Origin of the sequence: Mediterraneibacter sp. (genome assembly GCF_030825015.1) — a bacterium.
In the GTDB taxonomy this organism is placed as follows: Bacteria; Bacillota; Clostridia; order Lachnospirales; family Lachnospiraceae; genus Mediterraneibacter.
Genome location: NZ_JAPJQP010000022.1, coordinates 1 through 12820 on the forward strand (window position 1 = coordinate 1; position 12820 = coordinate 12820).

Genomic DNA, 12820 nt, shown 5'->3' on the forward strand with positions numbered 1-12820 from the left:
GAAGAGGTTTCGATCTCTTCCCTTTATTTTTGCCAATGATAATTATACTCTAAGGCACCAAAGATCCAATTTAAAAGAGCATTCCTTTTTAACATCATAGTGTCTGCTTATTGGAATGCTCTAAATTTATCAATATCTCTTCATAGGAAGAATATATAATTTTACAATATTATTTCCATAATTTAGGGCTGTCGCCCATCCATATCCATTTGGATTTTCTTTTTGTCCCAACCACTGCACATATTCCGCGCTTCCACGTTTCACATATTGAAAACGTGGATCTACAACAGGCTGTTTCAATGCTTCTTTTGAAGCATATGCCTTCAGATGCTGAACATGAGCTCTGATTCCAATCCGAATAGAATCAAATTTTGCTCCTGATGATCCCCCGCCAATAGCTCCTATCCCAGCAAAATTATATTGATCTTTCTTAACATCTCCACCGAACTTCAAAAACCCAGTTTCCATCATTGCCTGTGCAAAAGCGACCTCTGCTTTTACGCCTTCTACTTCACTTTCCTCCTTATATATCTGACAGAACTTCTCTATTGTAGGCGCTTCGCTCACATTACTGTATGGATATGATACCGTCGCCTTATTTTTATAAAACTTAACCATTTGAGAAACAGACACATTTGTTTTACCCATAATAGAGTACAACGTTTTTTCTGTTTCTAAAAGTGTCCATTTTTGTGCTGTCGATTGATTAAAAGTATAAGTTTGAACATTTGTCCCCGCTGCTGCAGATGCAGATGTAACATCTAATACAGTACCCAACTTTGACTGTATATAATATTTCCCGTCCCCCGCATCCAAAAACCTCCAAAGCTGAGCATCCGAGCCATTCCATGAATACTGCCATACATTTGATCCTGCTGCTCTCGATCCATTTGCTACATCCAATACTTTTCCTGACAACCTCGACTCTATCTTATAATATCCATCCGAAACTTTTTTAACATCGAATTCTTGTGCTTCTGTATTATTTATATTATAAATCCATACGTTTCCAAAATTTACTTTAGAACCATTTGCAATATCCAACACTTTCGATGTACTTAATGCAGTTTGAAACGTGTATGTTCCCTCAGAAATTTCAATCGAATCGTATTCTTTTTCCAATCGCCATTTCTGTGCAGAACTACCGTTTGCTGTGTAGGTCCAAACCTTTGTATATGGTGCATATGCAGCACTCCAAACATCAAGAACCGTCCCTGTTTTTGAACGAATATAGCTTCCTTCACTCGTACTTACAAACTTCCAAAGCTGCGTATCTGAATTTCCACTCCATTTCTTTTGTACTACATTCACACCATCTTTTCGAGTATTATTCTCAACCGTTAACGCTTTTCCTGAATGTTCCGCTATAATCTTATAATATCCCTTCCCAACATAAAAAATATTAAACTGTTGTGGTTTTGTACCATTATAATAATACAACCATGCCTTTGCACCATCCGCTTTAGAAGCGTTTGATATATCAACAGTATATCCAGAATCTTTGATACTCCTCAATGTATATTTCCCATCTTTTACGGGCTGATACGAAGATACTTCAAATTTCCATCTCTGATTTTTACCGCTTCCCAAATAATCTGTTTGTACATTCATACCCGATGAAGCCGTATTCCCACTAATTGAAAGGTATGTCCCTAATTTTGACTGTAAATAGTACCCTCCATCTTCAGCCTCAATAATCCGCCAAAGCTGCGCTTCAGATCCGTTCCATGAATACTGCCATACATTTGCGCCTTTATTTTTAGATCCGTTTGCTACATCTAATGCCTTCCCTGATTTTTCAGAAAGGATCTGATAATACCCATTTCCTACATAATATAATTCAAACCTTTGTGCTGATGTATTATTAAACGCATACGTCTGTATATTTGCATAATTGCTTTCCAACGCAGATGCTATATCAAGAACCTGCTTACTATTTGTTGCATTTGATATCGTATATGTACCATTTTCAAGCGGTCTTTCATCTACCGTTTCTTTCCCTGATTCCAACTTCCATTTTTGAGCATCACTCCCATTCGCCATATACATCTGAATGTTTGTTCCCTCTGCAATAATTCCACTAAAAATATCTGCAACCGTCCCCAGTTTTGATTTTATATAATAGCTTCCATCGGAATTAATAATAAATTTCCAAAGCTGAGCATCGCTTCCATTCCATGAATATTCCCATAAGTTTGCTCCTGACGAAGCTGATGCATTAGCCACATCCAATGATTTTCCTGACGAAGCCGATAAAATTTGATAATACCCATCTCCCATATACTTTACATCAAACATTTGATTTTCCGTACCTACATATGTCCCAAGTACAGCATTTTGACCATTAATTGAAATCACATTCTTAGGAAATTTTGCATTTGAAATAACATATCTCCCATCTGAAACAGGTGCGCTTTCTGATCTTTCAAGTATCCATTTTTGAACATTCCCCCCTGTCACCTGATCCATACATACGTTGGTTCCTGATGTAACATTTGATGTCACCAAACTAATCGTTGTCCCTAATTTTGATCTTATATAATATGTCCCATTATCTGCTTTTACAAATTTCCAAAGTTGAGCATCGCTACTATTCCATGCATATTGCTGCAAATTGGCGCCTTTTTTCTCAGATCCGTTTAAAATATCTAAGCTTTTTCCAGAATGTTCCGGCAATATCTTATAATATCCATTTCCAGCATATTCTACTTCAAATCTCTGTGCTGAAACACCCTGTAAAACTCCTAATTCCACATTTGCAAAATTATCCAAAGATTCCCTTGCCACTGTAAGAACCTGATTTTTATTTCCACTATTAGCTATCGTATATGTACCATTTTCTATTGTTTTATAATCAGATTTCGTCAATTTCCACTTTTGCGCATTACTCTGATTACACCTATATGTCCATACTGTATTTCCATCACTAGTCACTCCTGAATGTATATCCATGCAAGTATTCACAGCTGACATAATATAATACATTCCATTTCCTGCATCAATAAAACACCATTTTTGTGCTTCTGAATCACTATTCCGTTCTCTTTGTTCTACATATGCATAACCTGAACTACCATCCCCTATTACTTGCAATGCTTTTCCTGAATGCTCAGCGATAATATTATAATAACCATTACCAACACTAACAATTTCAAATCGTTGTGATGAAACATTTTCTTTTTTTGTTGATAAAACCGTTCCTGCTCCCGATACAAACGAACCATTACTTATTTTAATGCCTTTCCCTGCAGCTAATACACTATCCAAAGTGTATGTTCCCTCTGGAATGTTTACTCTTAATCCAATCTTTTGCAGGCCAAGATACTTTGCAATTCCTGTAGCATCTGCAACACCAAGCTTTTTAAGTCCTGATTCTGTCGTCAAAAAATTATTCACATCACTACTATTTGAAAGAAAAGCGTGTTCCACGATAAGTCCCGGAATTCCCTGTTCCTTACAATTAATCTGAACCGAAAAATAATCTGAAATAGAACCATCAGGATATCTTTCATTAATCGTAGTATCTTTACTATACACAGACCTTCTTGTCAAACCAAGTGCTACAAGTTCATCTAATATTGCTTCTCCTAATTGGCGACCTGCCGCACCAACTTCCGCCTTCCAACTATTATTAGGTACAATCACTTCCGCTCCATTTACAGCCGATGATACTGAAGAATTAAGATGAAAACTTACGAATATCTTAGCGCCCGCTTTCACCGCTGCTTTTACACGGTCTTCCATACAAGTAATTCCAGGTTTATTATAAGGGCATGCAGCGCCAGTTCGTGTCATATATACTGTAACACCTGCATATTGTTCCAACTCCTGTTTACAATAATTAGCAATCTTTAATGTTAAATCTTCTTCCCGCAATCCATGCCCCTGCGCTCCTGCATCATTCGCATCATGACCCGGATCTAGCGCTACCACGATATTTCCCGATTTCGTCTCAGCAGCTTTTCCATAAGTACTTATCGAATTCATTTGATCTGTACTAACTGTTTCCAATGCTTCCACAATATTATCCTGTGCTTCTGCAACCCCATTTTCATCTATGGTTACAACCGAAGCCTCTACACTTGATTCTCCTTCAGAAAGCTGACCTTCAACTGGTTTTAACTCCTCTATTCCTTCATATTCAGTATCCACGCCGAACTCTGCTTTGACACTAATATCATCAAGTACAATTTTCTTTTCTTCCGAGCTGTTTTTTATAAGAAGATTTATTACTTTATAAATTCCTGCTGATGCACCTTGCACATATTCTTTTTCAAACAGATATAGACTCCCCGACTGTTTTACAAGATTCCACTCTTCTTGATTACCTTCTTCATCCTCAATAGTTAAAGCAACTGTTTCTGCACCCGTAATTTCTTTATCAAACGAAAATACAATTCTTTGTGTATCAGGAGTTTGCACATAAGGACTTTCAATATATACAAAATTCACTTGTCCATAAGCAATCTCCAAACCACCGCTTTCTGTCACGTTTTCTGTTTCCTCAACAGCGTCTATATCACTAGAGGAATCATCTTTTACTCCATCCTGATTTTCTTCCTGCGTATCATGCTCTTCAACAAATTGCTTATTCTCACCTTCCATATCAAACGAATAATCTTCCTTTATTTCGTCTGCCTGATTTTCTATTCCATAAACAGCATTCGTCGGAACACTTCCAACAAGCATACTTGTAAACAACATTCCTGCAATTATTTTTTTTATTTTTCTTTTCATTCTTTTCTTGTATATCTCCTTACCTATTTTTCTTCCTGCATCAATTCTTCAAATCAAATATCAAAACGACATTATTCCACTATACCCATCATAATTAGCTCCATGAGATGTTTGCAAAGTTTTTCCTTCTTCAGTCAATTTTATCCCATCACAATCATACGCTTCAAGATATGTATTAACAATACACCCTATAATCTGTGTTTCACCAGTTGTTCCCATACTTCGTATACGATTTCCTGTTGCAGCATTAAAATCCAAATCAATCGTATGCGCTTCTTCATTTACTTTAAAGCTTAATAACTGACAGTCCTCTGCTAAAATTCCTGTTTCCTGAAGAGCTCCCCATATATCATTCTCCGTCTTAGCCATAATAGTTTTGCCCGTCACTTCCCCTGTCATTTCATCAACATAATAAATCCTAACCTCTTTTGACTTTTCTGATTCAAATGCTCCTTCTCCATCATTTTCAATCTTACTCTCATCTACATTTTCGTCTTTTTCATTTAAATCTTCTATATCTTCTTTATCCTCTATATTTTGTTCTATTTTCGCATCTTCTTTATCTTCACCGTTTTTATTACCACATCCTACCATAGTAAGGCAAAACACGCCCAAAAACAAACTTATTACCATCCTTGATAAATATCTTTTCCTCATATCGCCACGCTCCTTCAATTCACCATTGTCAAAATATTACTCATTAATAATAACAAAAACAAATTTTCTTTACAATTAAAATTTATTCCAAAAAAGAAGATCCTTCCATTCAAGGACGGATCAGATCTTCTTTTTATTTTACTTTACACGCAGTACTTCCTATTACATATTCTACATCTGTAAATTCTATTGCCCGAACATCAATATAGTATTTTCCTTTTGCATTATTGAACAAATCAAATTTTATATTCGCTTCATATTCCGTCTCACTAATTTTTTCAGCATCTATCCATTGTAAATCTCTTTGACCTTCTTCTGTCCATACAGCCAAAACAATCGTATTTATTTTTTCTTTTATCGCAGGATCTATTTTTTCTATGCTCACTTTTATAGAATCCGATTCAACTTTTGTTTCAATGTATGCTCCTTCTTTTTTCCCTTCTCTGATTAATACAGTTTCATTGTTTTTGTCTATTCCTGAAATTTCTTCTAAAAACTCCGATTTCTTTTTCAACTCAGCTTTTAGCATTTCCTCCCCAACACTTTCCATTAATGTTGGTTGGTCTGAAAATAAATTTGTTCCAAGTCCCAGCCTATTTCCTTCTATTTTAACTCCCATAGCAGCCAACGTTGTCGGAAAATTATCCATTGTTGTATACATTCTCTTCATATTATTTATCGGATTAACAGCAGAATTAATATATGCTGTATACGTTCTTCGATCGTATTCTTCCTCTTCATCTACTTTTGCACAAAAGTCACTATCCATTGTCAAATGATCCCCTGATAATACGATTGTTGTATTCTCGTAAAACGGCTGTTGTTTTACCCATTCAATAAACTCATAAACTTGTTTACTTGAACATGCCATAACATTTGCATACTGGTCTTCATAATCATTTGAACATTTCTCACACACATATCCATCTTCAAAATGCGTATCTGCCGTAAGCATTGTAAGGTTAAATGGCTCTTCTTGACGAGAAAGTTCCGTACATTTTTCTTTTGCAAACTCAAACAACTTCTCATCTTCGTATCCCCACCAAACTTTATAATCAGAAGGTATCTTAGCACTTTCTATTGCATAGTCGTAGTCATCCATGAAATAATCCCCATGTTCTGTAAAATATACTTTTCTTCCCCCAAATTCAGCTTTTGATCCAATAAGCAGCGTTTGAGAATACCCTTGTTCTTTTAATATATCTCCCAAAGTCATAATACCTGGGAAAAAGTGTTCCTGCGTATCCATATTATTTGCATTTATGTTTGTTTTCAATGGAATCCCTGATGTTTGAGCAAACAATCCTGCCATAGTCCATGTTGTACCTTCTACCGTATGACCGCCATTAAGATTTGCAGACTCACCTGAAAAATCTTCATTTTCTTGTGCGAGCTTTGTCAATTCCGGTATATAATTTTCCGAAAACGCACCCCCACTATTTTCATCTGCATATGTAGTTTCCATAGATTCCAAATAAATATAAATAAGATTTCGTTTTTGTTCAGGAAACTCTAGATCAGCCATTTTAGGATCTATATAATGTTCTTCTATAAAACTAGATTTTGCAAATTGATTATACAGATACTCTCCTATCCCTATCTTTTCCCATGCTACATACAAAGAAATCACAATTCCGCCCATCGAAAGAAATATGCCGGTTATAACAAACGAATTATAATATTTTGTTTTCCTTTTTATTATTAAAAATACAGAAAACAAAATTAAAACAAATACCATTGGAATAATACACTGCATTATGTATTCTATAATCATATCTTGATTCGTACCATCCAAAGGTTCTGTAAGATGAAATACCAATTCATCCACAGCTAAATTAGGCCATGTTTTAAACATCCAGCGAACACTAAAGCCCAACAATATCGTTATTCCAACCATTATAATGGATAGAACCGTTCCTAAATACTTAATAAGTTTTTGAACTATTCCCATATTTTGCACTCCTGTTATATGTATATTCTTAAGTTTTTTTTAATTTTAACGCAAATCCTTTACTAGTTTAACTTTTTGTAAAATTAATGTCAACCAAATTTTTGCCCTCATCAAAAAGACTTATGCAACAACACAATGTACTTTTTATATCCAAAACATTCTTAATTTAATTACTTTTTCTTATTCTCCTTTTAAACATTTTCATATTACAGAAGCTCCAAAAGCCATTCCCACTCAAAAACAGAACTGCTCACCATAGTTTACTCAACCATCTGCAAACAGCTCTGTCTATTCTATCCTACTATTTTCAGTTCTTTTTTAAATATAACCAAAAAAAATCCATATTTCCCGCATTATTTTACTAGTTCAATGCTTCTCCGCTCTCAAGACTGCCGCCTTCTTCCACAACATTTGCCAATTCAACAATACTGTTCACAACCTCTTCATCTGGATAAAGCACATACAACGGCATATCCGGTGCAGAGTAACAGTAATCTTCACCATCTGTTCCACTTGCTGCCACTGACTGAATCGTCCATTTTGCTCCAGACTTAAGCTGACTTTTTACAAGAGAATTCAGCTGTCCCTGCGAAACATTTGTTTCAATATCCTGACTCACTTGATTAATGATCGAATTCGCCTTCAAAAGCATTGACGGGGAGAGAACTTTCTTAAGCATCGCCGTAATAACAGCCTGCTGATTCTTACCTCTCTGATTGTCTCCGCCTTCTAAAGCATGACGTTCCCGGCTAAATGCAAGCGCCTGTTCTCCATTAAAGTGATTCATTCCCTGCTGCACTTCCATTTCATAGCCGGACTCCCATCCGGTAGTAAATGCATACTCTGAATAAACATCAACGCCGCCCAAAATATCAACGATCTCTATAAGAGAGCTGAAATTCAACCGAACATAGTAATTAATATCTGTTTCATACAACGCACCAAGAGTTTCCATTGACACATCAATTCCATACGTTCCGGCATGCGTCAGTTTATCACTCATTCCTCCGGATATTCCAGGTATCGGAATATAATAATCTCGCGGCGTTGTAATCAGTAGGATCTGATGGGTCGTAGGATTCACGACCGCAATAATATTCACATCACTTCGGATAGAATCACGATCATCATCTGCTCCTTCCCCATATGTATCAATTCCACTGATATATACTGTAAATGGTTCTTTTGTCAGACTGTCATCTTTGGAAGAACCGCCGAAATCAAATTTTGTTTCAATCTCATGCTTATAAATAATGCGAATCTGATCACTATAACCTTCCACTGCACTTTCCATCAATTCTGTATAAGACTGATTATAAATGATCGCATCAACTTCGCCCGCAGCAAGAGCTTCTGCCTGTTCCTGAACCGATGTATATTCTGTCGTAGCGATATCTCCTATCTGATCCTGAATATCAAGAACAGCAGCCTTCATATTTTCCGCTCCGGTGTTAAACTGTACTCCAAAATTATAGTCTGACGCATCTTCCAGAGTTTCTGCCGGATCATCTTTAAGAACTGCAACAACCATCTTATCTACTTTTGAACCACCGCTCGTAATCGCTGCAATCATATTATTTGTCTTTGCAATATAATATGTACCGACAGCAAGCACCGCTATCATCAGAAGACTGTATATCTTTCCCATTGTTCCTTTTTTCTTCCTGACTGCCTGTGTTGTAAATGCAATGCACCACAAGAAAAAAAGAAGCAACGCTGCAAGTCCCAAATATTTCATCGGAAGCATGTCAAGCAGTATAAGAACTCCCATAAATGCCACGCTCATAATTGCCTGTAGAATCAGACAAAATTTCCCGAAACCGTTCTTCCTTGACCGCTCCGCATATTTTCCCTTATTATGATTCTTTCGCCCGGTATTTCCATTTGGTTTTTGTTTCTTTGACATTTTAACAATTCCTTTTTCCGTTTTTGAAATGTACGGTTTTTCTTATATCCCCCCGGTCTTTCCTTACAGCTTGTCCGGATAAACCCCTTGATCTACCAGACTTTTCACCGCTTCTACAACCGTCTCGCGGTCCTCTTTGTATGTCACTCCAAACCATTGATCTTCGGACTTCAATACTTTCACACTTACTTTTCCATCTTCCAAAAGTTCTCCGATAATTGTCGGAAGCAAATATTCAGCTTTCAGATTCTCTGCATCCGTTTCGCTTAAAAACTGTCCAAAGCCCGTTTTTAATATCTCGAAAAATTCCGGTGTCAATCCCCACATATTCATAGATACCGGCGAATCCACATCATATTCTGTTTCACCGTTTTCCGTTCTGACAACCGCTCTGTCACCGTCTTTTTCTATATTATGCGTTTCAATAATTTCCTGAAGCATTCCGTCTTCATCTACACGGCAGATTCCTCTTGTTACGCCGCCGTTATCGCTCAATGTATTTTTTAATACAAAGCCAACCATACAAACTTGTATTTTATCAGCAGCAGTAATGCTTGTCAAATAGGAATATGCTTCTCTAAACGCGCTCTTTCCATAATAATCATCTGCATTAATTACGAGAAACGGCTCATCCACAACATCCTTGCAGCATAAAATTGCCTGACCTGTTCCCCACGGTTTTGTTCTTCCTGCAAATTTCCCTGCGAACTGCTCCGGAATATCTGAAACTTCCTGATAAGCATAAGCAACTTCTATTTTCTGCGCGATCCGGTTTCCGATCACTTCTTTAAAATCTTTCTCTAAATCTTTTCTTATAACAAATACAACTTTGTCAAACCCGGCTTCAATCGCATCATAAATTGAATAATCCATTATAATTTCACCATTTGGTCCAATAGGAGCAAGCTGTTTAATTCCGCCCCCAAATCTGCTTCCTATTCCTGCCGCCATGATCACCAATGCTGCTCTGCTCATTTTTTCCTCCTTTTTCGTATCATTCATTATCATTCTGACACGGTTTCTTAGTATTCATTACTATTATCATCACTTATATAAGTTCGTTTTCTACAACGCGAAGCATCTCCTGCAGCGCCTGTTCTTCATCTTCTCCTTCACAGATAATCTCAATCTCATCTCTGTCTTTGATACAAGCGCCAAGTACGCTGAGTACACTCTTGGCATTTGCCGTCACATTTTCGTTTTTCGTAATCTTTTCCACTGTAATCTTACTGTTAAACTGGATCGCTGCTTTGCAAAATGTTCCTGCCGGTCTTAAATGAAGTCCTGTAGGATTATTGATCACTATCTTTTTTCTTACCATTACTTCGTCTCCCTTTATTCTGATCCCACTCTCTGACCCGCTGTCTTTCTTTTTCTGATATGACTGACAGACTTTTTTATCAAAGCCGTAATTTACTGCTCTGCGCGGTCTGAGTCCGTATTGGTTTCGCTATCATTTTCCTTCTCTTTTTCTCCAACGGTAAGCTGCACAGTCACTTTTTTCATTAATGTAATACCGTTTGGAATATCTACTTCTACAAGCACATTATAGACGCCCGGCACTACATAGGCAGACATATCCACAGAAACCGCACTGCTGATATCAAGCGCTTCCAAAGCTTTTTGATCTCCGCTGAAACGGAGCGAAATCTCTGCATCCGGTTCATAAGAAACTTGCAGTCCTTCCGCCAAATTATTGATCTGTATAGAACTCACCATGAAATTGATCGTTCTTGTCCCCTCTTCTTCTACCATTGCCGTAACAGTTACATTTGCTGTTTTCTCATCTACAAGGCGAACCCCCTCCGGCAGATATTCCGAAATATCAACTGCTTTTTGAACCGGTTCCGACGCCCCACTGACATCGATTGCCGGAACGTCAATCTCCTCAATCTTGTCAATTATTTCTTTTTCCCCATATATCTGAACTGTCTCCGGTTCACTGCTATATCCCGTATATTTGTATCCTTCTGCCGGCGTTCCTGAAACACTAAGTGCGATCGGAACACTCTTAATCTTCAATACTTCAACTGATACTGTAATACCGCTTTCTCCAAGGTTATTTCCCAATCGTGTCTGACTCACGGGATTTCCGCTAATATCATACAATCCAAGTTTTGCAGTTTCTTCACTGTCTTTTGATAATCCTTCTACATCAATAAGTGCAACAGCACGGTCAATCTGATCCAAAATAGACTCCGGACCTGTGATCGTCACTTTATCTGGATTTACCGTCATATCACCTAATATATATCCGTCCCTGACTTTAGAATCTCCTGTACTTACCGTAAGAGAGAGAACTTTTTTCCCTGATTTTTCTCTTTGAATCTGCAAATTTCTCGGAGCCGCCTCCGCAGATTCATATTTCCCGGCAAAATTCGGTATCGATATTTTAATCGGAACAAGCCCTGTACTCGTATCCATCTCTTTAATATCTGCCGTTGCAATAATATCTTCTTTTGTCAATTTCTGCCGTACTTGTCTTGTTGCCGATACGACAACACTCACTTTCTCTTCCCCAAGCACTTGATAAGTATCGCCCGCTGACAAAATAATATCTTCATTTACAATCGTTACCGGAACCTCACTGAAAGTCTGTGTGCTCACAGGATTATCCAGATTTACAACAATAAGCCACAAAAATGCCGCAAAAATAACTGCTATAATCTTTAGTCCTAAATTATCCGTAAACTTATGATTTTTCATTTTCTGCGCCATCCTTTCCGTAAGAAAAACCGCTTTGAGTCAGCGTTTCTATACTGAATCCGGCTAAGGCGCTGCCTTAATTCTTCTCTTGTAATTCCTCTGTCCAACTGACCGCCCATTGCTACAGAAACAAGTCCCGTCTCCTCCGATACTGCAATCACAAGAGCATCACACACCTCGCTCATCCCCAAAGCAGCCCTATGTCTCGTTCCAAGATCTTTGCTGATCCGCATATTATCGGAAAGAGGGAGATAACATGTCGCAGAAGTGATCCTGTCGCCCCGTATAATAACAGCGCCATCATGAAGAGGTGTATTATGTTCAAAAATATTGATCAACACCTGGGATGACACTTTACAATCCAAGTCAATCCCGGTCATCTCATATTCCGTAAGCTGAATTGCCTGTTCTACTACGATCAAAGCACCTGTACAGACTTTTCCCATCTCGAAACAAGCTGTCACAATACTTTCTGCTGTCTGATCAGAAAAACGTTCATTCTCTCTGTTTTTATCAAAAGGATTAATATTGCTGAGCAGATTTTTCTCTCCGAGCTTCTCCAGCGCGCGCCGCAGTTCCGGCTGAAACACAACGACTGCCGCAATAGCAAGTACATTGATCGACTGTGCCGCCAAGTATAAGATTGTATGCATCTGGAAGATCCATGCCAAAAGAATGAATGCACCAAGCATAATAATTCCTCTTAAAAGCATCCAAGCCTTTGTATTTTTAATCCAAAGCATAATCTCATACACGATTACGGCAACGATCAATATCTCGATCACATCTTTGATATGGATATCCGGAAAATACATACCATTTGTATAATTGTCCAAAATACTCCTTATCCAATCCAACATACC

General features: G+C 37.6%; 8 protein-coding genes. All 8 read right to left on the reverse strand.

The features are described from left to right. Nucleotides 1-129 precede the first annotated feature (129 nt). The 8 genes from RCH61_RS08520 to cdaA all read right to left on the reverse strand — a co-directional run bounded on the left by RCH61_RS08520 (nucleotide 130) and on the right by cdaA (nucleotide 12817). Nucleotides 130-4737: an RICIN domain-containing protein gene (locus RCH61_RS08520; protein WP_306480430.1), complete on the reverse strand. Its 4608-nt coding sequence runs from the start codon at nucleotides 4735-4737 to the stop codon at nucleotides 130-132. Between the two features lie 60 nt (nucleotides 4738-4797). Continuing rightward, nucleotides 4798-5394, reverse strand: coding sequence for a GerMN domain-containing protein (locus RCH61_RS08525; protein ID WP_306480431.1), 597 nt, complete (start codon nucleotides 5392-5394; stop codon nucleotides 4798-4800). A gap of 133 nt (nucleotides 5395-5527) precedes the next feature. Beyond that, nucleotides 5528-7345, reverse strand: coding sequence for a sulfatase-like hydrolase/transferase (locus RCH61_RS08530; protein WP_306480432.1), 1818 nt, complete (start codon nucleotides 7343-7345; stop codon nucleotides 5528-5530). 361 nt (nucleotides 7346-7706) lie between these two features. Continuing rightward, nucleotides 7707-9251 carry an LCP family protein gene (locus RCH61_RS08535; RefSeq protein ID WP_306480433.1) on the reverse strand — a complete coding sequence of 515 codons (1545 nt, stop codon included), beginning with the start codon at nucleotides 9249-9251 and terminating at the stop codon, nucleotides 7707-7709. A gap of 63 nt (nucleotides 9252-9314) precedes the next feature. Next, nucleotides 9315-10226, reverse strand: a complete 912-nt coding sequence (locus tag RCH61_RS08540) for a nucleotidyltransferase family protein (protein WP_306480434.1) — start codon at nucleotides 10224-10226, stop codon at nucleotides 9315-9317. Nucleotides 10227-10299: 73 nt separating this feature from the next. Beyond that, the gene (locus RCH61_RS08545; protein ID WP_306480435.1) at nucleotides 10300-10572 is read right to left on the reverse strand and encodes an HPr family phosphocarrier protein; all 273 of its coding nucleotides are present in this window, start codon (nucleotides 10570-10572) and stop codon (nucleotides 10300-10302) included. 92 nt (nucleotides 10573-10664) lie between these two features. Then, nucleotides 10665-11957, reverse strand: coding sequence for a CdaR family protein (locus RCH61_RS08550; RefSeq protein ID WP_306480436.1), 1293 nt, complete (start codon nucleotides 11955-11957; stop codon nucleotides 10665-10667). Then, the gene (gene cdaA / locus RCH61_RS08555) at nucleotides 11954-12817 is read right to left on the reverse strand and encodes a diadenylate cyclase CdaA (RefSeq protein ID WP_178007043.1); all 864 of its coding nucleotides are present in this window, start codon (nucleotides 12815-12817) and stop codon (nucleotides 11954-11956) included. The genes RCH61_RS08550 and cdaA overlap by 4 nt, the downstream gene beginning before the upstream one ends. Nucleotides 12818-12820: the final 3 nt, after the last annotated feature.

What these genes read in the sequence shown, in the direction of transcription:
- RCH61_RS08520 (WP_306480430.1), bottom strand. Translation starts at nt 4,737, where the DNA reads ATGAAAAGAAAAATAAAAAAAATAATTGCAGGAATGTTGTTTACAAGT.
- RCH61_RS08525 (WP_306480431.1), bottom strand. Translation starts at nt 5,394, where the DNA reads ATGAGGAAAAGATATTTATCAAGGATGGTAATAAGTTTGTTTTTGGGC.
- RCH61_RS08530 (WP_306480432.1), bottom strand. Translation starts at nt 7,345, where the DNA reads ATGGGAATAGTTCAAAAACTTATTAAGTATTTAGGAACGGTTCTATCC.
- RCH61_RS08535 (WP_306480433.1), bottom strand. Translation starts at nt 9,251, where the DNA reads ATGTCAAAGAAACAAAAACCAAATGGAAATACCGGGCGAAAGAATCAT.
- RCH61_RS08540 (WP_306480434.1), bottom strand. Translation starts at nt 10,226, where the DNA reads ATGAGCAGAGCAGCATTGGTGATCATGGCGGCAGGAATAGGAAGCAGA.
- RCH61_RS08545 (WP_306480435.1), bottom strand. Translation starts at nt 10,572, where the DNA reads ATGGTAAGAAAAAAGATAGTGATCAATAATCCTACAGGACTTCATTTA.
- RCH61_RS08550 (WP_306480436.1), bottom strand. Translation starts at nt 11,957, where the DNA reads ATGAAAAATCATAAGTTTACGGATAATTTAGGACTAAAGATTATAGCA.
- cdaA (WP_178007043.1), bottom strand. Translation starts at nt 12,817, where the DNA reads ATGTTGGATTGGATAAGGAGTATTTTGGACAATTATACAAATGGTATG.